The sequence below is a fragment of the Rhizobium sp. 2MFCol3.1 genome, from assembly GCF_000377565.1.
Taxonomy (GTDB): Bacteria; Pseudomonadota; Alphaproteobacteria; order Rhizobiales; family Rhizobiaceae; genus Rhizobium.
Map to the genome: position 1 here is coordinate 440,395 of NZ_KB898353.1, position 25,104 is coordinate 465,498.

Annotated in this window: 22 protein-coding genes and 1 riboswitch; of the genes, 9 read left to right on the plus strand and 13 right to left on the minus strand. The window is 61.5% G+C overall.

All coding sequences use genetic code 11. The annotated features are described in order from the left end of the window. Positions 1-111: 111 nt before the first annotated feature. On the plus strand, positions 112-2,304 hold the full coding sequence (locus D460_RS0101840) for a TonB-dependent siderophore receptor (RefSeq protein WP_051110750.1): 2,193 nt from the start codon (positions 112-114) through the stop codon (positions 2,302-2,304). A 105-nt stretch (positions 2,305-2,409) separates the two neighbouring features. Here D460_RS0101840 and D460_RS36310 read toward each other — a convergent pair whose 3' ends face one another. Beyond that, positions 2,410-2,556 (minus strand): hypothetical protein, encoded by a 147-nt coding sequence (locus tag D460_RS36310; RefSeq protein WP_018896790.1) that lies wholly within the window; start codon positions 2,554-2,556, stop codon positions 2,410-2,412. Positions 2,557-2,839: 283 nt separating this feature from the next. Between D460_RS36310 and D460_RS0101850 the strand changes: the two genes are divergently transcribed. Then, positions 2,840-5,782 carry a PAS domain-containing protein gene (locus D460_RS0101850; protein WP_018896791.1) on the plus strand — a complete coding sequence of 981 codons (2,943 nt, stop codon included), beginning with the start codon at positions 2,840-2,842 and terminating at the stop codon, positions 5,780-5,782. A gap of 65 nt (positions 5,783-5,847) precedes the next feature. Here the strand turns inward: D460_RS0101850 and D460_RS0101855 are convergent, their stop codons facing one another. Both D460_RS0101855 and D460_RS0101860 read right to left on the minus strand, forming a co-directional pair. Further along, complete coding sequence (locus tag D460_RS0101855) at positions 5,848-6,789, minus strand: dihydrodipicolinate synthase family protein (protein ID WP_018896792.1); 942 nt, start codon at positions 6,787-6,789, stop codon at positions 5,848-5,850. A gap of 128 nt (positions 6,790-6,917) precedes the next feature. Then, positions 6,918-7,631 carry a GntR family transcriptional regulator gene (locus D460_RS0101860; RefSeq protein WP_018896793.1) on the minus strand — a complete coding sequence of 238 codons (714 nt, stop codon included), beginning with the start codon at positions 7,629-7,631 and terminating at the stop codon, positions 6,918-6,920. A 279-nt stretch (positions 7,632-7,910) separates the two neighbouring features. Here D460_RS0101860 and D460_RS0101865 point away from each other — a divergent pair, with 279 nt between their 5' ends. Continuing rightward, entirely contained in the window at positions 7,911-8,525 is a 615-nt protein-coding gene (locus D460_RS0101865; RefSeq protein WP_018896794.1) for a biliverdin-producing heme oxygenase, read from the plus strand. A gap of 47 nt (positions 8,526-8,572) precedes the next feature. On the opposite strand, the gene D460_RS0101870 is transcribed toward D460_RS0101865, so the two are convergent. Beyond that, the gene (locus D460_RS0101870) at positions 8,573-8,788 is read right to left on the minus strand and encodes a hypothetical protein (RefSeq protein ID WP_018896795.1); all 216 of its coding nucleotides are present in this window, start codon (positions 8,786-8,788) and stop codon (positions 8,573-8,575) included. Between the two features lie 359 nt (positions 8,789-9,147). Here D460_RS0101870 and D460_RS0101875 point away from each other — a divergent pair, with 359 nt between their 5' ends. Continuing rightward, positions 9,148-11,163 carry a N,N-dimethylformamidase beta subunit family domain-containing protein gene (locus D460_RS0101875; protein WP_026282695.1) on the plus strand — a complete coding sequence of 672 codons (2,016 nt, stop codon included), beginning with the start codon at positions 9,148-9,150 and terminating at the stop codon, positions 11,161-11,163. Here D460_RS0101875 and D460_RS0101880 read toward each other — a convergent pair. The 9 genes from D460_RS0101880 to D460_RS0101920 form a co-directional block, all read right to left on the minus strand. Next, positions 11,160-11,942: an ABC transporter ATP-binding protein gene (locus tag D460_RS0101880; protein ID WP_018896797.1), complete on the minus strand. Its 783-nt coding sequence runs from the start codon at positions 11,940-11,942 to the stop codon at positions 11,160-11,162. The genes D460_RS0101875 and D460_RS0101880 overlap by 4 nt on opposite strands. Before the next feature lies 1 nt (position 11,943). Further along, positions 11,944-12,801 carry an ABC transporter permease gene (locus D460_RS0101885; RefSeq protein ID WP_018896798.1) on the minus strand — a complete coding sequence of 286 codons (858 nt, stop codon included), beginning with the start codon at positions 12,799-12,801 and terminating at the stop codon, positions 11,944-11,946. A 24-nt stretch (positions 12,802-12,825) separates the two neighbouring features. Then, the gene (locus D460_RS0101890; RefSeq protein ID WP_026282696.1) at positions 12,826-13,842 is read right to left on the minus strand and encodes an ABC transporter substrate-binding protein; all 1,017 of its coding nucleotides are present in this window, start codon (positions 13,840-13,842) and stop codon (positions 12,826-12,828) included. A gap of 278 nt (positions 13,843-14,120) precedes the next feature. Beyond that, the gene (locus D460_RS0101895; RefSeq protein ID WP_018896800.1) at positions 14,121-15,413 is read right to left on the minus strand and encodes a hypothetical protein; all 1,293 of its coding nucleotides are present in this window, start codon (positions 15,411-15,413) and stop codon (positions 14,121-14,123) included. A gap of 41 nt (positions 15,414-15,454) precedes the next feature. Next, complete coding sequence (gene hutC, locus D460_RS0101900; protein WP_018896801.1) at positions 15,455-16,192, minus strand: histidine utilization repressor; 738 nt, start codon at positions 16,190-16,192, stop codon at positions 15,455-15,457. 49 nt (positions 16,193-16,241) lie between these two features. Continuing rightward, positions 16,242-17,255 (minus strand): alcohol dehydrogenase catalytic domain-containing protein, encoded by a 1,014-nt coding sequence (locus D460_RS0101905; RefSeq protein WP_026282697.1) that lies wholly within the window; start codon positions 17,253-17,255, stop codon positions 16,242-16,244. Positions 17,256-17,259: 4 nt separating this feature from the next. Then, positions 17,260-18,588, minus strand: a complete 1,329-nt coding sequence (hisD, locus tag D460_RS0101910) for a histidinol dehydrogenase (protein ID WP_026282698.1) — start codon at positions 18,586-18,588, stop codon at positions 17,260-17,262. A 228-nt stretch (positions 18,589-18,816) separates the two neighbouring features. Further along, entirely contained in the window at positions 18,817-19,587 is a 771-nt protein-coding gene (locus tag D460_RS0101915) for a glucose 1-dehydrogenase (protein WP_018896804.1), read from the minus strand. Between the two features lie 85 nt (positions 19,588-19,672). Beyond that, positions 19,673-20,476 (minus strand): potassium channel family protein, encoded by an 804-nt coding sequence (locus D460_RS0101920; protein ID WP_018896805.1) that lies wholly within the window; start codon positions 20,474-20,476, stop codon positions 19,673-19,675. 183 nt (positions 20,477-20,659) lie between these two features. Beyond that, a riboswitch (guanidine-I (ykkC/yxkD leader) is annotated at positions 20,660-20,769 on the plus strand. Between the two features lie 73 nt (positions 20,770-20,842). On the opposite strand from D460_RS0101920, the gene D460_RS0101925 reads away from it, so the two are divergent. From D460_RS0101925 to D460_RS0101945, 5 genes are all read left to right on the plus strand, one after another. Next, positions 20,843-21,916, plus strand: coding sequence for a putative urea ABC transporter substrate-binding protein (locus D460_RS0101925; RefSeq protein WP_018896806.1), 1,074 nt, complete (start codon positions 20,843-20,845; stop codon positions 21,914-21,916). Positions 21,917-21,980: 64 nt separating this feature from the next. After that, entirely contained in the window at positions 21,981-22,799 is an 819-nt protein-coding gene (locus D460_RS0101930) for an ABC transporter permease subunit (RefSeq protein WP_018896807.1), read from the plus strand. Continuing rightward, positions 22,796-23,620 carry an ABC transporter ATP-binding protein gene (locus tag D460_RS0101935; protein ID WP_018896808.1) on the plus strand — a complete coding sequence of 275 codons (825 nt, stop codon included), beginning with the start codon at positions 22,796-22,798 and terminating at the stop codon, positions 23,618-23,620. Before D460_RS0101930 ends, D460_RS0101935 begins: the two co-directional genes overlap by 4 nt. Further along, a complete protein-coding gene (locus D460_RS0101940; RefSeq protein WP_018896809.1) occupies positions 23,617-24,438 on the plus strand; it encodes an urea amidolyase associated protein UAAP1 in 822 nt (273 codons plus the stop codon). The genes D460_RS0101935 and D460_RS0101940 overlap by 4 nt, the downstream gene beginning before the upstream one ends. Before the next feature lie 12 nt (positions 24,439-24,450). Further along, complete coding sequence (locus tag D460_RS0101945; RefSeq protein ID WP_018896810.1) at positions 24,451-25,101, plus strand: urea amidolyase associated protein UAAP2; 651 nt, start codon at positions 24,451-24,453, stop codon at positions 25,099-25,101. The last annotated feature ends 3 nt before the right edge of the window (positions 25,102-25,104 follow it).

The window sequence follows — 25,104 nt, forward strand, 5'->3', positions numbered from 1 at the left end:
GTCCGGGATCGCGACAAGCTGGGCCGTTAAAATTGAGTTAATCACTCATCTTATTCGTGATGTTGGCCGGGCCGTTGGGACGACGGTGGCGTGAGTAGGGTGACAGTACATATGGGTGCGAGAGCAGACCGAGTGATCTTCAAGGCAAAGCTTTTGGCGGGTGTCGCCATCTTCGGCGTGAGCGCCACTTTCGCGGTGGCGCAGGATGTGACCGAGCTGAAGCCGGTTGTCATCCAGGGCGCCGGCAATTCGGCGGCGGACGGCGCCAGCGAGGCAACCGGCCCTGTGAAGGGCTATGTGGCCAAGAAAAGCACGGCGGGCTCGAAGACGGATACGCCAATCAACGAAATACCGCAGTCCGTCTCCGTCGTCGGCCGCCAGGAGCTTGATGATCGCGCTGTTGTCAACAAGGTCGACGAGGCCCTGCGTTACACGGCGGGCGTCGCCACGCAGACCTTCGGGACCGATCCGGATACCGACTGGTTCTACATCCGTGGCTTCGATGCCGGGCAGAGCGGTATCTATCTCGATGGCCTCAACCTGTTTTCCTATGGTTTCGGCAATTTCCAGATCGATCCCTTCATGCTGGAGCGCGTCGATGTCCTGAAGGGGCCTGCTTCGGTTCTTTACGGTGGCGCCAATGCCGGCGGCATCATCGATATGATCAGAAAGCGCCCGACCGACGATCCGCTTTACTACACCGAGATCGGCATCAACTCGAACGGCAACGCGTTCACCGGCTTCGACGTCTCCGACAAGGTCGGGTCGAGCGACACGATGACCTATCGCCTGACCGGCAAGATCGCCGGCGGTGACGGCTATACCGACTACACGCATGACCTGCGCGGATTCGTCATGCCGCAGCTCACCATCTCGCCGGATGACACCACGAGCCTAACCGTCTGGGCCTATGCCGGTGGTCTCGATCAGGTTCACACAGGCAACGGCTTCCTGCCTTACGAAGGCACGGTCGTTGACCGGCCGGGTATCGGCAAGATTTCGCGCCGCTTCTTCCCCGGCGAGCCGGATTTGGATACCGGACGTTACGATCAGCAGATGATCGGCTACGAATTCGAGCACGAGTTCGAAGGCGGCTGGAAATACTCATCGAATGCCCGCTACGGCCATCTCGATAAATATGAGTACCTTGTCTATCCCTCGCTCTATGCCAGCCAGACGGAACTCCAGCGCCTGAACTTCGAGGGCGACACCGGGGTCAATACATTGGCCTGGGATAATCGCATCGAAAACACGTTCGACCTCGGCGCCACTGAGCACAAGGTGATGGTTGGTGTCGATTACCGGTTGTACCGCATCGACAACGTGCAGAATTCCGTCTTCGGCGCCGGCTTCCCGGCACAGCCCTATAACGGCAATCTTGACGTACTGAACCCGATCTATGGCCAGCCCCAGCCGACGCCCGGAGCGCTTTACAGCGAAGACGTCACCATGAACCAGCTGGGCGTCTATGCTCAGGATCAAATCCATTTTGGCGATGGCTGGCTGGCAACGCTCAACGGCCGCTACGATTACGTCAACACCGACTTCACCGACCGCCTGGATGCTACCAAGAGCTTCGACAAATCCGACGGCGCCTGGAGCGGCCGCGCCGGTCTCGCTTACGAGTTCGACAATGGCCTGACGCCTTATGTCAGCGCGGCAACCTTCTTCAACCCGCTGGTCGGCCGTGGCGGACACGGACCGCTGAAGCCGGAAGAGGGCGAACAATATGAAGCCGGTATCAAGTACGAGCCGACCTTCATGGATGCGTCCTTCACCGCCTCCGTCTTCCACATCAATAAGCGCAACAACTCGGTTTCGATCCCGGTCGCGCCGTGGACGGACCAGCTCGGCGAAGTGGAATCAAAGGGCTTCGAGCTCGAAGCCAAGGTCAACATCGACGATAACTGGAAGCTGCTTGGAGCCTTCGCAGCGACCGATGTCACCGTTACCCAGAACGACCCGAACCCCAGCCTGATCGGCAAGACGCCTTACGTTGTGCCTGACTACACGGCTTCCATGTGGGTCGACTACACAGTGACGAACGGCCCGCTCGAAGGTCTCAGCCTCGGCGCCGGCGTCCGTCACAAGGGCCGCTCCTGGGCGGATGAAGCCAACACGCTTCGGGTTCCGGAATCGACCGTTTTCGACGCGGCAATCCGCTACGAAAAGGAAAACTGGACGGCATCGCTTAACGTCGCCAACCTGTTCGACAAGGAATATGTCGAGGCTTGCCGCACCAACGGTGCCTGCGGCTACGGCGATGCCCGGACCTTCACCTTCAAGCTTGCCAAGAAATGGTAAGCTGACGCTACTTGCGAATACGGCTGGAGGGCGATTTGCTTCGCTCTCCAGCCGTTGTCGTTTTAATGCGGTCGAATCCCAAGTGCGTCTTGCGGGGCGGCCGGATCAGCCAGCCAACGTGAAATAGATCCAGGCCGCGACAAAGGCGGCGATCACCACGACGATCGAGATCAGCTTGCGCAGCCATGGGCGTGGCGGCTTCGGCGTCTTCTGCGGCGCGGGCTTGCGGAACTGGATGACGTTATCGCTCATCTCGCCTGTTTCCTCGTTCTAACGGACGACATCATGCTCCCATAGCAGCGTCAACTTAAATGAAAAAGCCGGTGATCGTGCCGCCCGTCTTTTTTCTGCTGATGGCAACCGAAGTGCAACTCCAACGGCCGTCATATCAGCTTCTACATTTAGGGGTTTCCCGGCGCGTGTCTGCGCCAAAATATTATCCCTGCCGGCGCGCTTGTTCTCGCCCCAGCGCCATGGACAGCGCCATTCCCGTCCCCTATGAAACAAGAGAATTTCTGGTTCATTTGGTGGCTTTATGACTTATCAGTTCACGTCCGGCCATTGGCCCATCGGCGGCGGCGAGACCGGAGAACTTGTTCGCCGTTTCGATTGGGCGGCGACCTCGCTTGGCCCGATCAGCGAGTGGCCGCAGAACCTGAGAATCAAGGTCAATTCGATCGTCAATTCGCCCATCCCGCAGGTGCTGATGTGGGGCGATGATCATGTGATGATCTACAACGACGGCTACGTGGAAATTGCCGGCAACTACCACCCGCGTGCGCTCGGCGCGACGGTTCCCGGCATCTGGCCTGAGATTTGGGATTGGAACAGCAAGATTCTCGAAGCCGGCTTTCGCGGTGAGGTCCAGTCCTACCGCGACCAGAAGATGGTTCTGCATCGCCACGGCGTCCCTGAGGAAGTCGTCTTCGACCTGTTCTACACGCCGATCTATGATGACGACGGCAAGGTGAACGGCGTTCTCTGCACCGTGCTTGAAAACACCGACAAGGTGAAGGCGGTGGCCGAGCTCGCGGAAAGCCGCGAGGAGCTGAAACGGCTGACAGATGCGCTTCCCATCCTCGTCGGTTTCATCGATCGCGGCCATATCTACCGCTTTGCCAACCAGGGCTACATGGAATGGTTCGGGCTCGATGCGGCCGATGTCGTCGGCAAGCATGTGTCCGATGTGATCGGCCAGGCGAGCTACCAGACACGTCTTCCTTTGGTCGAGCAGGCGATGGCCGGCGACCGCATCATCACCGACACATCTATTGCCCGGCCTGATGGGACGGATCGCAACGTCGAGATACGCTATGTGCCCCGGCGGACGTCGAGCGGCGATGTTGAAGGCATCTATGTGGTGATGATCGACATCGAGGATCGCAAGCGCTCCGAAGTGGCCCTGCAGCGCAGCAACGGTCGTTTCCGCGCGGCGGTAAACGCCGTTCATGGCGTGATCTGGACGAACGCCGCCGACGGACGCATGCTCGGCGAACAGCCGGCATGGTCGGCGCTGACGGGGCAGCCTTTCGAGAGCTACCAGGGTTACGGCTGGGCGGACGCTGTTCACCCGGATGATCAGGATGGCTCGGTCGAGAGCTGGAAAGCGGCAGTCGCGGCGAAATCGACCTATGTCCACGAGCACAGGGTTCGGCGCGCCGATGGCGTCTACAGGACGTTCGCCATTCGCGGCGTTCCGATCTTCGACGCGTCGGGCGAGATCGAGGAATGGGTCGGCGTTCACACCGATATCACCGAGCAGCGCGAGGCCGAGGCCAGCCTTCAGGAACACGCAACCAGCCTCGAACGGCAGGTGCGCCATCGCGTGCGGGCCGAGGAGCAGCTGCGGCAGCTGAACGAAAGCCTTGAGGCACGGGTCGAGGCCGAAATCGCCGAGCGCCATCAGACCGAGCGCGCGCTGCAGCAGGCGCAGAAGATGGAAGCGATCGGCCAGCTGACGGGCGGTGTGGCGCATGACTTCAACAATCTCTTGCAGGTGGTCTCCGGCAACCTGCAGCTCCTGTCCAAGGATTTGATGGGCAATGAGCGGGCGGAGCGGCGCCTGGCCAATGCGCTCGCCGGCGTCAATCGCGGCGCGAAGCTCGCAAGTCAGCTCCTCGCCTTCGGCCGCCGGCAGGCGCTGGAGCCCCGGGTTATCAATATCGCCCGCTTTATCGGCGGCATGGACGATTTGTTGCGGCGTTCGCTGGGCGAAGCCGTCGAGATCGAGGTCATAACCAGCGGCGGGCTGTGGAACACCTATGCCGACCCCAACCAAGTGGAAAACGCACTGCTCAACCTGGCGATCAACGCGCGCGACGCGATGAGCGGTTCCGGCAAGCTGACGATCGAGATGGGCAACGCGGCGCTCGACCAGGAATATGCGCGCAGCCATCAGGAGGTGATGCCCGGCCAGTACGTGATGCTCGCGGTCACCGATACCGGAACGGGCATGTCGCCGGATATCTTGAACAAGGTGTTCGAGCCGTTCTTCTCTACCAAGCCGGAGGGCAAGGGAACCGGGCTCGGGCTGTCCATGGTTTATGGCTTCGTCAAGCAATCGGGCGGACATGTGAAGATCTACAGCGAGGTGGATCAGGGAACAACCGTGCGCATCTATCTGCCGCGTTCTGTGGCCGACGAGGACCGCGAGGTGACCGTCCACGGCGGGCCTGTGGTCGGCGGCACGGAGACGGTGCTTGTGGTCGAGGATGACGAGGAAGTCCGCTCGATCGTCGTCGAGACGCTGTCCGATCTCGGCTACAGCGTATTGACCGCCAAGGACGCGCAGGCCGGACTGAATGTCATCGAAAGCGGCATGCAGATCGACGTGATCTTCACTGACGTCGTCATGCCCGGGCCGCTGAAGAGCAGCGAGATGGCGCGGCGTGCGAAGGAGCGGCTACCCGGCGTGGCAGTGCTCTTCACCTCAGGCTACACGGAAAACTCGATCGTGCACGGCGGAAGGCTCGACCCCGGCGTCGAGCTGCTGTCGAAGCCCTATACGAGAGAGGCGCTGGCGCGCCGGCTTCGCCATGTGATCGCCAACCAGAAGCAGGTCAGCCAGGCGTCGTCGCCGCGAAACACGGCGCCGATCGATCAGCCCGTTGCCGCGGTAGGTCCGCGCATTCTGCTTGTCGAGGACGATTTCCTGATCCGCTCGAACACGGCGGAAATGCTGCTCGATCTGGGGCATCAGGTGACGGAAGCGGCGGATGGCGCGGAGGCGCTGGAGTTCCTGCAGGCTAACGAGATCGACGTGCTGGTCGCGGATATCGGCTTGCCTGATATCAACGGCATCGACCTTGCCATTGCCGTGCTTCGTCTGCATCCAGACGTCGCCGTCGTCTTCGCGACGGGCGAACACAGTCTGCCGGCGGGCGCTCCCGCCAAGGCCTTCCTGCTGAGGAAGCCCTATTCCGAGATGGAGCTGAAATCGGCGGTCGAGCGAGCTTGGGCGACCAAGCGTCAGGGGTAGCTCGACCCCGCGAAGGACGACGCCGGCCAAGCGATTGGCCGGCGCATATGCTGTTGTCGTAAAACTCAGGCAGCCTTCGGGTAGCGCGAGGCGTACCAGCTGCGGAAGAGCTCGTACTGCTTTTCGAGGTGACGGCGCTGCGAGGCGCTGAGCTTGTCGCTCTCGTTGAAGTGCAACGAATAGCGATCGTCGCCGTTCAGCACCAAGAGATACTTGTAGTGCAGCACGAGATCAGGACCCTCGTCATAGGTCGAGAGCACCATCAGCGCTTCTTCCAGTTCGCGCGCATCGCGGCGTGCTTGCGCGTCGCCCTTGGCGGCCTTTTCGCAGAGCGAGACGAGGTGCAGGACTTCCTTGGGAAGCGCGTTGCCGATGCCGGTGATCGCGCCGCCGGCGCCGCAATTGACGAAGCCGTGGTAGACGCCGGTGTCGACGCCGACCATCAGGGTCAGCGCGTCATCGCCGGCGGTGATGTTTTCGGCTGCGTAAGTCATATCAGCCTTGCCGCCGAATTCCTTGAAGCCGACAAGGTTGGAGAAGCGCGAGCGGAGGTCGAAGAACAAGTCGGCGCGGGTGGCGAAGCCGTAGTAGGGGCTGTTGTAGATGACGGCGGGCAGGTCCTTGCCGGCGGCAAGAACGGCCGAGAAGTGGTCGCGCTGTGCGGCGACGGAAGAGCCGCGTGACAGGACGCGCGGGATAACCATCAGGCCCTTGGCGCCGACCTTGGCGGCGTGCGCGGCATGGCTGACGGCCGACTGCGTATTGATCGCGCCGGTGCCGACGACGACAGGGACGCCCGCTTCCGCGAGCCGCTTGACGCCTTCCTGGCGCTGCTCGTCGGTCAGAAGCGGCCAATCACCCATCGAGCCGCAGTAGACGACGCCCGACATGCCGGCCGCGACAAGTTCCTTGCCCTTTTCCACCAGCGCGTCGAAGTTCGGGCTGCGGTCGGGATTGCACGGCGTCATCAGCGCCGGGATGCAACCTTTGAAAACTGAATCTGCCATCTGTATTTTTCCTCTTTGATCGCCGAACGAGGGCTAGCGCGAAGCTCCGCCCATTTGCCGAGACCGTATCTATCACCATGCCGACTTCGTGTCGACAATAAAAATACAAAAGCAAATCGCTTCGAGAACTAGAGCGGCAGCCTTGCCGTCTGCCGGTTGTCGGCGGTGATGTAGGAGCGGATCTGGCTGACGATCTGGTCGGCATGGGCGGCGGCCAGCTTATCGGCGCCGTCGATGTCTCGATTGATGATAGCCTGGATCATATCCTCGTGCTCGCCAACATATTGGCGCGGCAGCACGTCGTTGAAGGACGAATAGTAGAGCCTGAGGATCCTGCGGCCCTGGTCAAGCAAGCGGGTGAAGAGATCCGTGTAATAGCGATTGCGGCCGGCCTCGGCGATGGCGACGTGGAAATCGCGGTTGGTGGCGATCATCCCCAGCACGTCGCGCGCCTCGACGGCGGTCTGGAATTGCAGCTGCAGCGCCCGGATGCCGTCGATGTCGGATGCCTGATGATTGGCTGCCGCGAGCCGCGTCGTCACGCGGTACATCAGCGTCAGCGCATCGAAGAACTCGCCCAGCCCGAGAAAGTCGATGTTGGAGACGATCGTCGTGCGGTTGGTGAGCGTGGTGATCAACCCCTCGGCCGCCAGCCGTACCAGAGCCTCGCGGATAGGGGTGCGCGACAGCGCGAAGCGGTCCGAAAGCTGCTGCTCGTCGACGGGGCTGCCCGGCGCCAGCTTGAGCTCGATGATCTCGTTGCGCAGGGTTTCATAGACCGTCGAGACCCCGTAGCCTCGCTTGTGTACCGGCTGCTTCTCCGTGTCGTCCCGCTCCGCCAAATGTAAGTCCTCCATAGGCCGCCGCAAATTCTTGTCACTTGCTACATAGCAGGGAACGCGATGAAGCATCAAATAATATATTCTATGTCGACAATGGCCCATGCATCACTCATAAAAAGGTGAGGACTATTGTCATGAATCAAGCGGCCATGTTGGCGTCGTGATATGGCTCGCTCCGTCTCCATGAGATCTTTGGTCCTGTGGGGTGGATGGACGATAATGCCGTTATAGATTTATCCGCTAGGGCCCGAGGGCCAAACTGATTGAAGGGTTGAATGTATGTCGATTGCGACTGAGATCTCGCCGGTAACCGAGGACACGCGCACCAAGCGACTGAAGGCCGCGACGCATGCAGCGCATGAGCGCCTGGACAAGCGCATCATGCAGCTTAATCCCTTCGCGGACCGGGAGAGCTACGCTCGCCTCGTCACCATGCAGTACCTTTTTCACCGGGATCTCGATGCCCTGTTCTTCAATGAAGAGCTCGACGCCTTGCTTCCCGATCTCGCCGGTCGCCGGAGACTGGCGCTGATCGAGCAGGATTTTGCCGATCTCGACGTCGAGATGCCGAAAGCGGAGAGCGCACCGACATTCGCCAGGGGAGAGAAGGTCGCGCTTGGGGAAGCCCTCGGATGGCTCTACGTGATCGAAGGCTCCAATCTCGGCGCCGCCTTCCTTTTGAAATACGCGGCCAAGCTCGGCCTCGACGAGAACATGGGCGCGCGCCACCTCGCCGGCGCGCCGGAAGGGCGTGGCCTGCATTGGCGCACGTTCACGGCAGCGCTCGATAGCGTCGAGTTGAGTGAGGACGAAGAGCGGGCGGTCATAACAGGGGCGGACGCCGCCTTCGCGCGCGTCTATGACTTCGCGGAACTCGCCTTCGCCGGGCGCTGACATCGCCGAGCTACATTGACACAGCCTGTGCCGGCGCTCCAGCCGGCTCAGGTCAGGATCAGGAAATTGGCGCAACTCGCATCGACGCTTCCGATGCGGATTCGGTGTTCGGTCGCGGCGGACAGCGGCCGGAAAATAACTCGCTTGGCCGCCTTCGCGCGTCGCAGCAATTCTTCGCCGGCAAACAACAGTCCGTCTTTCTCGGTCATTTCGTAGGCGACATGGCCGTTATGACCGTCATCGGCAATGGTGATCGTCCCCAATCCTGAACGCATTATATGAGCCTCCCTCGCATTGTGCATATCGTGCATTAGGGAGATAAAAAGTTCAACGCTTGGAAAGGGTTGTCCACCTTTTGGACAAGGGGTAGCGGACAAAGAAAAAGCCTCGCGAAGGGCGAGGCTGAAGTTTCGGCCACATCGGGGAAAACGAATGCGACCAAAGCGCTCTTAGCCTATTGCCTACGTCGTTAACAGGCCAGAATCTGTCGGCTTGGTACGCATGGCAAGAATATCTCGGCTGGCTCTGTGCTTGACGGCACCAAGATGTATAGACAAAATTCCGCCTGATAACTGGGTCGCCATCGGATTGCCGCCCCGACTTGAGAATACGGGGTGCCGGCATGCGAAAGCGATTGAACCACGACGCAATGGCTGCGGTTGGTTTCATCGAGCCGTGGAGCGTGAAGGCCAGCTCGGCCACGGGCGCCTTTCTGTCCTGCGTTGATCCGAACGCAAGCGTCAGGATCGTCACGCTTGATCGCGACGAAGCAGTGGCAGTCGAATGGGAGATCGAACGGCATTCGGATGCGCTTTCGATCCGCCAGTACGAACTCGGCTCCTGGGCGGAGATCCCGGCTACAGCCCTTCATTCCGACGTCTATGAACTGTCCCTCGAAATCCTCTTCACCAGGAACGAGACCACGAAGCCGGTTGTCGCGATCGGTCCGCTGCTCTTGAACCTGGAGCCGGATGGCCGCTTGGTTGCCGTGGTCGAGGGCGAATGCGAATGCCATGCCGTCGCCGATGTCCGTAACGAGCGATGGTATCAGCTCGACGTCTCCGTTTCGCCGGGCGCGGTGGGTTACAGGGTCAGGCGTGCTGACCGGCAGGTCGTAGCGGAATGCACGATCCCGCGCGTCGCGGCGGATATCACCGGGCCGATCTGCATCGGCGGCGTCTCGGATCGATCGCGCCAGACCTTGAATGCCAGGCTCGGCCGCATCCGGCTAACCAGCGCCGACCATACCACGCAGTGGCGCTTTCCCACGCGCGGTCCGGTAAGCGATATTCCGCCCGTGCAGCAGGGCGACCCTGCAATCATCCTCCACAATACGCCGACATTTGCGGTCGCCTCGCCGCGCTTTACCGGCGAGATCCATGACCCCCGGCTAGCCCCAGATCATTTCGATGCCATCCACCTGCACGACGATGACTTCAGCGGTTTCGACTGGGCGGCGGATCTGACTGTCCACATCCCCGAGGATGCCCGATCCGGCGTCTATGCGCTCGAGATAAGGACCGATCGCGGGATGGAGAGGCTGCCCTTCTTCGTTCGCCCACTCGAGCCTCAATCGAACGTGGCGGTGTTGCTGCCGACCGCGACCTATCTCGCCTACGCCGACGAACAACTACCGCCGCATCGCTACCCCTGGCATGGAAGCGACCGTGCGCATCTGTTCGCGATCGACAACAATTTCCTCAGCCTCTACGACACGCACAGCGATCTCAGCGGCGTCAGCCTCACCTCGACCCGGCGCCCGCGCGCGACATTGAGAGATGACTATCACTACCCCCTGTCGAACTCGCCGCATCTTCTCCCGGTCGATTTGCAACTGCTGAAGTTTTACGCACGGCACGGCATCGCGGTCGATGTGCTGACCGATCGCGATCTTCATGATGATGGCGTCGAGAGCCTTTCGCCCTATCGGCTGGCGTTGACGGGCAGTCATCCGGAATATTGGTCGTCGGCGATGATGAACGGGCTGGATCGCTATCTCGCCTCCGGCGGCAGCCTCGGCTATCTCGGCGGCAACGGCTTTTACTGGGTCGTCGCCTTTGACGGCGACAAGATGGAACTGCGGCGCGGCAAGAACGATATCTGGAGCGGCCGGCCGGGCGAAATGCACCTCTCGATGACTGGCGAGCCGGGCGGAAACTGGGAAGATCGCGGCAATCGCCACCCCCAGGCGCTTGTTGGTGTCACCTATGTGATGATGAGCTTCGGCCCATCGCGCCCCTACCGCCGGCTGGAAGGGAGCTACGGCGCTGAGTATGCATGGCTGTTCGATGGTGTCGGCGAGGTTTTCGGCAATAGCGGCACGGTGCTCGGTGGTGCGGCGGGATACGAAGTCGATGCGGCGCTGCGCTCGGAGGAAACGCCAGCCAACCTCGTTCGGCTGGCGGTCGCGGATGGTTTCGACGACAGCTTTCAGGTGCGTCCTGATCTCTGGTTTGCCGATGGTGAAGCGGAGCGGGCCGCGATGCGGCGATCGGATATGACGATCTACCGGCACGACGCCGGCGGATTGGTGTTTTCCGCCAGCTCCGTTGCGTGGATCGGCGCCCTGCCGGCGCCGGGAGAAGACAATGATGTCGGCCGCATCATGCTCAATCTCGTCGGCCGGTTCAGAGCTTAAAGCGCATCATCCTGCTGCGAACCCGCGCGGATCGCCGCCAGCACTTCCTTCTGGATGGAGATGAAGTCCGAGGTCGAGATCATGTCCTGATGTCGCGGGCGCGCCAGGCCGACGTGGAAGGTGGCGTTGATCCGGCCGGGATTGATGCTCATCGAGATGATGCGGTCGGAGAGGTAGACGGCCTCTTCGACGTCATGGGTGACGAACAGTACCGTCAGGCGGTGCTCTTCCCAGATCTGCGTCAGCAATTCCTGCATCTGATGCCGCGTCAGCGCATCCAGCGCTCCGAAGGGCTCGTCCATCAGGAGCATCTTCGGTCGATAAGACAACGCGCGTGCGATGGCGACGCGCTGCTTCATGCCGCCCGATAGCTGCGAGGGAAAGGCATCGGCGAAACGGTCGAGCTTGACCAGATTGATATGGTGCCGCGCGACTTCCCTGCGTTCGGCAGCCGACAGGCCCGCCGCCTGGAGCGCGAATTCGACGTTCTGCTGTGCGGTCAGCCACGGCAGCAGCGTGTAGGACTGGAAGACGACGCCACGATCGAGGCCGGGGCCGACGATCGGCGCACCATCGGTCAGGAGCACCCCGTCGTTGAATTTCTGCAGGCCGGCAACGATCGACAAAAGCGTGCTCTTGCCACAGCCGGAAGCGCCGACCAGCGACACGAACTCGTTGTCGGCCAGTTCCAGATCGATGTCGCTGAGGGCGTGAACGCTTCGCTTGCCCGACCCATACCACTTGTTGAGCGATTGGATCTTGAGTTTCGGTTCAGTCATATCAATGTCTCGACGTATAACGGAAGAAAACACGCTCGAGAGCTTTCATGCTCTGATCGGTGATCAGGCCAAGTATGCCAAGAAGCAGGATGTAGCCGATGATCGTCTGTGTCTGGAAATAGCGCTGGGACACCACGATGCGGTAGCCAAGCCCCGAGGTGGCGGCGACAAGCTCGGCCAGAACAAGCCACGTCCAGGCCCAGCCCATGCTGATCCTGAGCGTATCCCAGATACCCGGCAGCGATGACGGCAGCACGATGCGCCAGAGGATCTTCGGTTCAGACAGACCAAGCGTTCGCCCAAGTCCGACGAAGTCGGGCGGCACGCGCTTGACGCTGTCCATCACCATCAGCACCTGCTGGAAGAAAGTGCCGATCCAGATGATGACGAATTTCTGGATATCGCTTGTGCCGGCCCACAGGATCGTCAGCGGCACGAAGGCAACCACAGGCATGTAGCGAACGAAGTCGATGAAAGGTTCGATCGCCGCTTCCCAGGTGCGGTAGCAGCCGATCATGATGCCGATCGGGATTGCCATCAAGGACGCCAGAGCGAAGCCGACGAGCATTCTGTAGATGCTGATGCCGGCATCGTTCAGCAAAGTCCCGTCGAGTGCCAGCTCCACCATCTTGGTCCAGACAGCGCTCGGGCTCGGAAGGAAGATGGGCTTGACCCAGCCGGTCGCGGTCGCCGCCCACCAAAAGGCAAACAGCAGCGCGAAAACGCACACCGCGATCAGGAGGAACGTTTTTGCGCCGAGCGGATCACCGATGCGGAATGCACTGGGCGGTCGCCCGACACCCGCGCGCGTGGACGCGCGGGTGTCGGTGCTGGCAGACGAGGAATGTGATGCCGACATGGATGATCCGTCTTGAGTAGCGCGTTACTTGTTGGCCGCGTCGACGAAGGACGAGTCGATCATCTGTTCAGCGGTCACGTCCTGGGTCAGGATCTTGGCGAGCTTGGCGGCCTTGAGCACATCGACGAAGGTCTTTGTCTTGAACTCGCCGGCGAACGCCTTGGACGCCTCGGCGGTCGTGTAATACTGCACGCCATCGAATGCGGTTGCGAGGTCTTCAGGCGACGCGCCAACGGCCTTGGCGATGATCGCGCGATCCTCGGCGGTGTTGGCCTTGTAGTCGGCAAGTGCTGCGTCCCAAGCCTTCAGCATGGCAAGAACCTGGCCCGGCTTGGACTTCAGAACGTCTTCGCGAACAACCAGAACGTCCGAGACGAGGCCCGGATCCTTGCCGGCTTCGAAGAGAAGCTTGACGGCCTTGTCCTGCGCACGTGCGGTCGAGATATAGGGCTCGTAGGTCACGGCGACCGGGACCTGGCCGGCGATCAGAGCGGAGCCCGCATCGGCGGCCGGCATCGGAACGCGGGTGATGTCGTCGATGGTCATGCCGTTGGCGGCGAGCGCGTAGTTCAGCAGGATGTCGCTGGTCGTGCCTTCTTCATAGGCGACGCTCTTGCCCTTAAGGTCGGCGACGCTGTTGATGTCGCTGCCCGCGAGAATGGCGTCGGCCGTGAGGCTGAAATCGAGGAGCGAGACGATCTTTACCGGCAGGCCGGCGGCGACCATGCCCATCGCGGTGTGGGTGGCGATATTGGCTGCGTCCAGCTGGCCGCTGGCGAGCGCTGCGTTCAGGTCCTTGTCTTCGGTGAAGTTGACCAGTTCAACCTCTTCCAGACCGGACTTCTTGAACAGGTCCTTGCTGGCGGCGACGTGCCACTGGCCGTAGCCGAGCCATGGTTCGATGCCGAGCTTGAAGGTGCCGGCTTCCGGCTTGGCGGGAATGTCGGCTGCTGCAGCCGGGACGGCCTGCGTGAGAGCGCCGATAACGCCGGCGACGATAGCCAGGCGCGACATGTGAGATTTGATCGATGCGTATGTCATGGTAACCCCTCTTTTCTACGATGATGTGGTCGCTAGGCTCGAAGCCGAGACGTCATTCGTGTGTTTTGTATGTTCAGCCTATATTTTGGGCGGTCGGCTGAACAGCATTATGTATAGTCATTTCTTTGCCCGAACTTGTAAATCTGAATCTGCGCGATACCGCCGATTGGCGCCTCGCAAAACCAGAAAACCTCTACCCCTCTATGAATGTGCCTGTCGATTTCGGCAATCGCCGATGTCGCGTTTTGGCGAATTCGTGATGGCTTAGAGCGCTCATCTCAAGCTTGCTCCGGATCGATGGCGTCGAGGAAACGGGTCACGATATCCGCGCCCTCGGTCGGCTCGCTGCCCACCATGACAGCCGTTGAAAAGCCGATCAGCGAGGACGTCGGATTATGCGTGGCCGCGCCGGCGCGAAGGTTCATGACCAGCGTCGGGCAGAGGAAGAGGCCGAGCCGGATCACCGTCCGCCAATCCTGTGGAAGCAGCGCGCGGCTCTTCAGTTCCGTAAGCAACGGCTTCCATAGCGCCGTTGCCTTGACGTCGAGAAGGGCCTGACGGACCGGGCTCGGCTGCCAGTCGAAATCGGCATGCAGCGCGCCATTTTCGTAGCGCGCCCGGGCTTCGAATTTCCGCTCGGCCAACGCCGGCTCGTAGAGCCAGAGCGGGTGGGCGAAGATGTTGTGGAAGGTGGTTTTCACTTCCGCAAGCAGCGTCGGAATGTGCTCGCCGGCAAAAGCCGGGTCGAAGAAGGCGAGCGATGCGCCGTCCGCGCTCTTGCGATACCAGACGTTCGCGTTGTGGGCGTCGCCATGGGCGGTGACGCCGCCGGCATCGGCGAGGCGAAGCGGCGCAAGGCGATTGTGCGCATCGTCAAACAGCTCGCCGACCGTCTTTTCATAGGCGATGCCGTTGATGACGAAACGCGCCGCTGCAAATTCGCTCCAATCGAGCGAAACGCCGGGGAAGGCGAAGTGCTTGCCGATGTAAAAGCTCTCGTAGCGCCCACCCGGGAATGTCGCGCCGGGTTCGCTGACGAGGCGGGCGGAAAACAGCCGGTGCACGGGCTCCTCAGCCACCTGTTCCGGCGTCACCGGGTGCAGCGTCTCCAGGTAGACCTTCAGTACCGCCTCGCTGAGTTCGCGCTCGGCGTCCACCGCCTCCGCGGCTGCGGCCGCATCCGGCTCGAGATCGATCGCGCGCAGGACGTCGGAGAACCTGGGATCGAAGCGGCGCTTATAGACGAGGATCTGTTCGCCGGGCAGGGTCGACATCATCACCGGCTGATCGACGGGAAGGCCCGCGCGCGTCAGGATATCCGCGCGGTAATATTCACCGCCCATCTTCTCCTCGCCTTCCTCCTGGTGGAATTTGAAGAAGTATTTCTCCTCGCCGCTTTTGAAGAAGCCGTTCAGCGAGTTCAGGCTGTACTGGTCGAAATTGATCGCGAGATTCTGTGCATCGAGCTCGAACAGATCGAAAAGCAACTCGGCGAGAAGTGTCTCGGCCACGCCATCGCGCTTCTTGGCGTGATCGCGGATGATGGCGGTTCGGCTGTTGGTCTGGCTCATGGAATGCGCTTCTCGAATAAACTGGGTGTTGATGCGTGTTGTCAGGCGGGCTTGTGTGTTGGGCGATATCGGCTGCCGAGGGAGTAGCGGCTGCCGACATGGGTGAAGGTGTTGACGGTCGCCACCGTGGCGCCGGTCCAGGTCTTGCGGTGCAGAACGAGGCAGCTGTCGCGCTCGGGCATCTGCAGCAGCCGCGCCTGCTCCGGGCCGGCCGGCACCGCGCTGATCAAATGTTCGACCTCGGTCAGCGGCGTGCAGCGCTGCAGATATTCCAGCGTCGCGATGGAGGTGAAGTCCTGATCGAGATAGTGCGGAACGAGGGCGGGGTTGACGTACCGCTCCTCCAGTTGGACCGGAATGTCGTTTTCGAAATGCACGACAAGCGAGTGATCGACGGGTTTGGCCCGATCGAACTCGAATGCACTGACAATCGCGGCCGTGGGATGTTCGACGCGCTCGAGGAGGATGACGCCGGCGCGATGTTTGCCGCCGCGATCACGGATCTCGTTGATGATGTTGCTGACCTCGATCAGCGTCGACTGCGCCTTGGGCGGCGCGACGAAGGTGCCGACGCCCTGGACCCTGCGAAGATGGCCTTCCGAGGTGAGTTCGCGCAGCGCACGATGGACCGTCATCCGGGAGACGCCCAACGAATTCACGAGGTCGTTTTCGGAGGGCAGCCGGGCATTCTGCGCCCACTTGCCGCTGCCGATGTTTGCGAGCACGAAGTCCTTGACCTTCTCGTAGAGCGGCGATGCCGAATCCGAAAGTGCACTCAATGACAAACTCTCCAGTTCGTTCTCGTGAACGGTTATCGCGTGGCGAACCTCAATCCGCGATCTCGACGATGGTCTTCAGTTTCTGGCTCTGGCCTTTGAGCAGCCGCTGATAGGCATCAGGGACCTCGTCTAGCGAGGCCAGGACCTCGCTGAATTCGATGAGCGCCGGCTCCAGCTCAGGCAGCAAGGCGATCGCCTCCGGCAGTTCGGATGCGAAAGCATGGCAGCCGACCAACGATATTTCCCTTTCGACCAGGACATTCGGATCGAGATCCAGTTTACCATGGCTGATGCCGACAAGCGCCAAGGCGCCGCCACCGGCGAGCAGATCGAGGCCGGCCGCAATCGCATGAATATTGCCCGTCGCATCGATGGCATAGCGCAGGCGTTCGCCATTCAGCGCGGCATCGATCGCGGCCTTGTCAAGAGCGATAGCCGTCCCGGCACAGATACGCGCAACCAGCGCCGCGCGCTCGGCATTGGTGTCGGCGAGCAGAAGCTTGCCCTCATGAAGCCTCGATAGCAGCAGACCGCTCAAGCCGCCGATGGTGCCGCAGCCGATAACGAGAACTGCTTCACCCTGCGCCGCGTTGAGGCGTCTCACGACATGTAGCGCTACCGCCAGCGGCTCCGCCATCGCCGCGACCTTTGATGCCAGCGATGGCTCGTGTTTGAAAAGCAGCTTTGCCGGCAGCTGAACGTGCTCGGCAAAACCGCCGTCGCATGCTTCTCCGACGAAGCCCAGTGCCTCGCATATATTGCTGCGGCCGGACATGCAGGCCGGGCAGGTGCCGCAATAGACGCGCGAGTCGGCCGCCACATAGTCGCCGACCTTGAGATGCTCGATACCTTCGCCGACATCGGTCACCCGACCGCAGAACTCGTGGCCTGCCGTCGACGGGCGTCTGCTGATCCACTGGCCGGTGCGGTAGTTGTGCAGATCGGAGCCGCAGATGCCGGCGGCGCGGACCTCCACATTGACGAAGCCGCTGGGTGGGGCCGACGGCGGGTCGACCGCTTCGACCCGCAAATCCCCAGCATCGTGGAGGCGCACCGCTTTCAAGGGCTCAGCCTTTCGTCTTCAGGTAGGCGTCGCGGACGTCGGATACGGCATTGGCGTGCGAGGAGAAGCCTTCGTAGAGCGCAAGCTTGTGCGCATGAGCGGCGAACTCGGGATAAGCAGGTGCCGTGACGTAGCCGATCGAGCTGCGCTTGACGAAGTCGGTTACCGAAAGCGGGCCGTAGGTGCGCGCCCACCGGCTGGTCGGCAGAACGGCGTTCGGGCCCAGGCAGAAATTGCCGATGCTGACGGGCGTGTGCGGTCCAAGCAGGATCTCGGCGGCCTCGGTGATATGGCCGAGATGCGCGAAGGCGTCGGTGGAGAGAATTTCGAGGTGCTCGGGCGCGTAGGCGTTGACGAAGGCATAGCTCTCCTCGATCGAGGAAGTCAGCACGACGCCGCCGCACTTTCCGGTCAGTACGGTCTTGGAGAAGCCGACGCGCTGTTCCGTCATCCGACCCCAATGCTCTGGAAGCGCCGCGATGGCTTCTTCCGCAACACGGCGGCTGTGGGTGACGAGATAGGCGGACGAATCCGGGCCGTGTTCAGCTTCAATCAAGAGGTCGAGTGCTGCAAGGCCGCCATGCACGGTGTCGTCGGCGAAGATCATCGCCTCGGAAGGGCCGGCCGGAAGGCCTGTGTCGATCACGCCTGACAGAAGACGCTTCGCGGCGACGACCCACGGGCTGCCCGGTCCGACGATCTTCAGCGCCGGCTTGATCGTTTCCGTGCCATAGGCGACAGCGGCGACTGCCTGCGCGCCGCCGACCTTGTAGACAGTGTTAACGCCAGCGAGACGGGCCGCGACCAGCGTCGCGGCGTCCACGCTTCCATCCGGCGCCGGCGGGGTGACGATCGCAAGGTTGGGCACGCCGGCGACCACGGCCGGAACCGAGGTCATCATCGTGACCGAGGGGAAGGAGCCCTTTCCGCGCGGCACATAAAGCGCGACGGACTGGATCGGCGTGAAGCGGTCGCCGGCGAAGGCGCCTGGGCGAATTTCCTTCAGCCACATGGCCTCGGGCTTCTGCTCCTCGTGGAAGGTGCGGATGTTGGATATGCCGAACTTGATCGCCTCGATGACATCGTCCTCGACAAGCTTGAAGGCAGCGTCGAACTCGGCCTCGGTCACCTGGATCGAGCTTTCCGACACGTCGGCCTTGTCGAGTTCGCGGCCGAAGCGTGCAACGGCCCGGTCGCCTTCCGTGCGAACTGCCTCAAGGATCGGGCACACCTTCTCGATAAAGCCGGAGATGTCCGTCTCCGACCGGCGAAGCAGAGCCGATTTCTCGTCTGAAGAAAGCTTCGAATATTCGTAAAAGGAGACTTCAGTCATTGTGCACGTAACCTTGTTGGCGTCTTGGGCAAGCGCCGGCGAAAACCCAGCAATAAGCATGGCTTCGCCGCCGATGTCCGTTCGATCGGCTGTCTACTCAAACCAGTGGCTCAGGTCGAGGATTGATGTTCCGCTTTATTTATTTTGGCCGAGTGAAACATGTATATACATGCCATGTCAACGCACTTTACGACGCGAATTTGCGCCGCAGCTGACAACAGGAATGCGTCAGATGGAGGCGAGGAAGCCGCCATCGACAGGGAGGCAATGGCCGGTGATATAGCCCGCCGCATCGCTGGCGAGAAACACGACGGCGCCCCCGAGATCGGCTGCTTCGCCAAAGCGGCGCTGGGGGATCCTTGCCAGCATGCGCGCCTGCCAGTCCTCGTCCTCATAGAAGCCGTCGGTCATCGCGGTCCTGAAATAGCCGGGCGCGATCGCGTTCACGCGGATGCCGGCCTCGGCCCATTCGGCGGCGAGCGCGCGGGTCATTCCGAGCAGGCCGGATTTGGAGGAGCCGTAGGGAACGGCGGTCGGAATGCCCACAAAGGACGTGAGCGAGCAGAGATTGATGATGCTCCCGCCGGCCTCCTGCTTGGACATGCGCTTCGCCGCCGCCTGCGACCAGAAAAATGCGCCCTTGAGATTGGTTCCGACAATCCGGTCCCACAATGCTTCGTCCACATCGAGCGAAGGCGCGACCTGCTCGATGCCGGCATTGTTGACGAGAATGTCGATCCCGCCAGTCAAAGCGCAAGCCTGTTCCAGCGCTGCGTCGATCGAGGTGAGGTCACTGACATCCTGCGCGACGGCGATGCAGCGGACACCCCGGTCTTCGACTTTGGCCGTCGTATCCTGCAGCGACGCCAGCTCTCTCGCCGTGATGCAGAGGTCGGCGCCAGCATCCGCCAGCGCAAGGGCGATCGCCTGGCCAAGGCCGCGGCTGGCACCGGTGACGACGGCGACTCGCCCCTTCAGATTGAATGAATGTCCGGACATGTGATCCCTCCGATGTTGCGCCGAGGAAAGCATCTTTCCGCGATCATATCTATACATATAACGGTCGTGGTTGATGGCGCCGCCGTCACTGGCCTTCGTCGGGGATGTTCAGCAGATGTCCGCAGGCCTTGCAATGCACGGCGTCGGCATCATGGCGCTGAAGGCCGCATTGCGGGCAAGGAAAGTTCACCTTGTAGGGACGAACGACCGCCTGCGCGAGGCGGACGAAGAGCGAGATGCCGACGATCATCGTGACGATCGATGTCAGTTTTCCCATGACGCCAGGCAAGGTGATGTCGCCGAAACCTGTCGTCGTTACCGTCGCCACGGTGAAATAGAGGGCATCTACAAAGCCTTCCCATCCGCCTTGGCCGTAGAAGAACGTCGTGTAGACGAAGCCGGTGACGATGAAGAGGAAGACCACGAGGTTGACGCAGGCGCGCACGACATCCAGCAGATGCGCGCAGCCAAGCCGCCGCAATCCTTCCTTCAAAAATGGACTGTTGCCGATCGCCCAGATCCGCATGGCCCGCAGGAAGGTGAAGTTGAAGAGCAAGTCCGGAAGCAGCAGCGTCGCCAGGATGAAGAGATCGATCCAGCTCATCGGCCGCTTCACGAAAGCCTTTACGCTTCCCGCGACGATGGCCTGGGCGATGAGTTCGATCGCCACCCACACGGCGATCATATAGTCGATGATGAGATAGGAAGGCCCGGTCCGCAGATATGGGCCGAACAGGAAGAAGGCCAGGATGGCGAGATCGACGAAGGCAAGTAGACCCTGCAGCTGAAGCGAACGGACATCCCTTCCGCGTTGCAGCCAGTTCAGTTGTTTTCGGAGTTTCTTGACGATGCTGCCTGCGTCGCCTGAATCGATATGCGCGTTGCTCATGCGCCAGAACTATCAATCGCTTTCAGCTTTTCAACCGCCAACCCGCCGCGCGCAAGAAATCCCGGCCTCGGTGCAGCTGCCTAAATTCGCCGCCGCTACCGCCGCTTTTTTTGGCATGAGCGAGCAAGCCATGCGGAAATGCCGCGTTTTTCGAGTTGGCATGCATGTTGCATTTGATAGGGCAGAGTTGGTGGCTAGGGTTCCGGCACGTAAATGTGTGACTGGTCCGAGAGCTGCCACCGGTTGGGGGAGAAATCCCACCGGGTGCACGGCGGGACAAAAGCCCGGGAGACCTCGTAAGCCAAGGGATTGGCGGTGCGATGGTCTGTGCCAATCCCTTTTTCTATACGCAAAAGGGGAATTTCAATGCAGACTTTTTCGAAGATCATTTCAGTCGCAGCACTTTCGACAGCGCTGGCCTTCGGCTTCGGCGCGGGCGCCCGGGCCGAGCAGAAGACCGATTTCAAGGTCGCCTGGTCCATCTATGTCGGCTGGATGCCCTGGGGCTACGCCGCCGATCACGGCATCGTCAAGAAATGGGCCGATAAATACGGCATCAAGATCGAGGTCACGCAGTTCAACGACTACGTGGAGTCGATGAACCAATATACCGCCGGTGCCTTCGATGCGGTTACGCTCACCAACATGGACGGCCTGTCCATTCCGGCGGCCGGCGGCGTCGATACCACCGCCGTCATCGTCGGCGATTTCTCGAACGGCAATGACGCCGTCATCCTGAAGGACAAGGCGAGCCTCGCCGACGTCAAGGGACAGAACGTCAATCTCGTCGAATTCTCCGTTTCGCACTACCTGATGGCGCGTGCGCTTGAGAGCATCAAGCTGACGGAGCGCGACGTGAAGGTGGTCAATACGTCGGATGCCGACATGGTCGCCGCCTACAAGACGCCCGAAGTGACGGCCGTCGTGACCTGGAACCCGCTGGTATCGACCATCCTCGAAGACCCGACGGCCAAGAAGGTGTTCGACAGTTCGCAAATCCCGGGCGAAATCATCGACCTCATGGTCGCCAATACCGGCGTGCTGAAGGACAACCCAAATTTCGGCAAGGCACTCGCCGGCATCTGGTACGAGACGACTGCCCTGATGACCGCCGACAGCGCCGAAGGCAAGGCGGCGCGCGAGGCGATGGGTTCCGCGTCCGGTACCGATCTCAAGGGATACGAGGCGCAGCTGGCCGTCACTCGCCTGTTCGACAAGGCGGCGGATGCCGTGGCCTTCACCGCTTCGCCGAACCTGCCGAAGACCATGGACCTTGTGCGCAACTTCCTGTTCGAAAAGGGCCTGCTCGGCAATGGCGCGCCGTCCGCCGATGTCATCGGCATCGAGATGCCCGATGGCAAGGTTCTCGGCGACGCCGGCAACGTCAAACTTCGCTTCACGGAAACATACATGAAGGCCGCCGCCGACGGCGCGCTTTAAGCGACGCCGATGCCGGCGCGGTAACTCGCGCCGGTTCGATGTCTAACGTGAACGGAGCATCTTCATGCGCTGGATAAACACGAGGCCGAGCAAAGGGGCGCAACTCGCCCTGATGCTGTTGCCGTTCGTGCTGCTGGTGATCGCCTATGCCTTCGGCTCGGCGGCGCGGCTGGCGGAAAACGCCAACGACAAACTTCTGCCTACGCTCTCCGTGCTTGGAGATGCGATCAACCGCATGGCCTTCGTCGCCGATCCGAGGACGGGAGCGTATCTGCTGTGGTCGGACACATCGGCGAGCCTCATCCGCCTGCTGTCAGGCCTTGGCATCTCGACCGTCATCGCCCTGGTTGTCGGCATGCTGATCGGCATGCTGCCCTATCTCAGGGCGCTGCTGGCGCCTTTTGTCGCGGTGATATCGATGGTGCCGCCGCTGGCTCTGCTGCCGATCCTCTTCATCGTCATGGGGCTCGGCGAGACGTCGAAGATCACGCTGATCGCCATCGGCGTCGCGCCGACGATGATCCGCGACCTGGCGCTGAAGGCGCTCGAACTGCCGCGCGAGCAGATCGTCAAGGCGGAAACCTTGGGCGGCTCGTCCTGGCAGATCGCCTTGCGGGTGGTGCTGCCGCAGGTGCTTCCACGGCTGATCACCTGTCTCAGGCTGCAGCTCGGTCCGGCCTGGCTGTTTCTCATCGCAGCCGAAGCGATCTCGTCGGATTCCGGCCTCGGCTACCGGATCTTCCTCGTTCGTCGCTACCTCTCGATGGATATCATCTTTCCCTATGTGATCTGGATCACGCTTCTGGCGGTCGCGATGAACTATGTGCTCGACCGCATCTCGGCCGCCGTCTTCCCCTGGTCCGTCCTGGAGAAGCCGGCATGAGCGAGCTGAGGATTGAAAAGGTCTGGAAGGAATATGGCGACCAGATCGTGCTCGAGGATGTGTCGCTGACGGTGCAATCGCGCGCCTTCGTGGCGCTGGTCGGCCCGTCGGGCTGCGGCAAGACGACCTTCCTGCGCATGCTTCTCGGCCAGGAGCAGCCGACGCGCGGAACGATCCTGCTCGATGGCGAGCCGTTGCCGGCTGAGCCGGGGCCGGATCGCGGCGTCGTGTTCCAGCGCTACTCCGTGTTTCCGCATCTGACGGTGCTTGGCAACGTCATGCTGGGCAAGGAATTCACCGCTGCCCGATATCGCGCCAAGCTCTTCGGGGCGGCGCGCAGGCAGGCGATGGAGGAGGCAAGCCACCTGATCGCGCAGGTCGGCCTGGCGGGCTCGGAGGGCAAGTATCCGTCACGGCTCTCCGGCGGCATGCAGCAGCGGCTGGCGCTTGCGCAGGCATTGATCATGAAGCCCAAGGTGTTGCTGCTCGACGAGCCCTTCGGCGCGCTTGACCCCGGCATCCGCGCCGAAATCCATACGTTGATGAAGCGCCTGTGGAACGAGACGCAGATGACCGTTGTCATGGTCACGCACGACATGCGTGAAGCCTTCACGCTGGCGAGCCGCGTCATTGCCTTCGAGCGGCGGCGCGACCGTCCGGAAGAGAAACTGCGCTACGGCGCGTCGATCACCAACGACATTTCGATCTGGCCCCCGCGCCTTGCGGGCACGCCATCCATTTTCAGCCCTGATCGGGACGACCCGATCGCATTTCCGGGGCAACGCCAGGACGACCTGGCATCATCTGGAGATAAGGCATGATGCATGTAAGCCGCTCTGCGGAAGAAATCGCGGCAAACCGCGCCCGCTATGAAGAGCATCAGAAAAAAGGACTGCAATTCGCACCGAAGGCGCTCCCGGCGCCCAGTCAGCTGCCGGCACCAACGCTTGAGAGCAGCGCCATCATTCATCAAGAGGTCATTCCGGGTGGCTGGTATTGGTCTACCGTGCTGAAGCGCGGTGAGGCCATTCGCGTCGATCAGGGCGAGGGCGGCTCGACGGTGGCCGTCGTTGCCTGGAACGCCGATGATACGAGCGAGCGGCTTAATCTTGTCGATACCGCCAAAGTGCAGTGGACGACGGCGCTTGGCAAAGGGCGTGTGCTTTTTTCCGATATGGGCCGCGTGATGTTTTCGCTCACCGAAGACAGCTCGGGCGCTCACGATTGCCTGATGGGCGGCTCCACGGCAGCCACCAACGCCGCGAAATATCCGGGCGAAAAGACCCGCAACACCCGCGACAACCTCGTGCTGCTAGCGGGCAAGCTCGGGCTTGATCGTCGTGATATTCCAGGCATGATCAATCTCTTCGCACCCGTCAGCCTGGACGAGGATGGCGGGTTTCACTGGCGCGCCAAGCGCTCCAACAGTGGCGATTACACCGAGCTGCGCGCCGAGATGGACATGCTCGTCGGCTTCTCCAATTGCCCGCATCCGCTGGACCCGAGCCCTATCTATGCGCCGCAGCCGGTCACCATCACCCGCTTCCGCGCGGCCGCACCTGCGCCCGACGATCTGGCGCGCACGGCGACGGCGGAGGCCGTGAGGGGCTTCGAAAACAACGCGATGGCATCGGCGTAAGGAGGGGCGATCATGAGCATTTTCATTCAGACATCCAATGCCCGCACGCTCGATAACGCCGTGCAGGATCATTTCATACCGGCCGAGGCGCCCTGGTCGGGCATTGTCAGGAAAGGGCAGACGATCCGCATCGAGGACAGCTATGGCCAGCAAGCCATCGACACGCTATTTTATCGTGCCAACGATTTCTCGGAGCGCTATTCCAATCAGGATACGATGCGCGCGCAGGGGGCGGCCTATGTCGGCGTCGGCACGAAGGTGATGTCGAGCGAAGGCAACGTGATGCTGCGCATGACAGCCGACAGCTGCGGCCGCCATGACACATCCGCCGGAGCCTGCTCGTGCGAGAGCAATACCGTTCGCTTCGGACACGCGACCAAGTATCTCCACGCCTGCCGCGACAATTTCGTGCTCGAGGTGACCAAGCACGGCATGAGCAAGCGCGACATCGTGCCGAACATCAACTTCTTCATGAACGTGCCGATCAAGCCGAATGGCGAGATGACGATCGTCGACGGCATTTCTTCGCCCGGCGACTACGTCGAACTCGTCGCGGAGATGGACGTGCTTTGCGTCATCTCCAATTGCCCGCAGATCAATAACCCATGCAACGGCTTCGACCCGACGCCGATCCGGGTCTTGATCTGGGACGCAGAGGGCTGATCC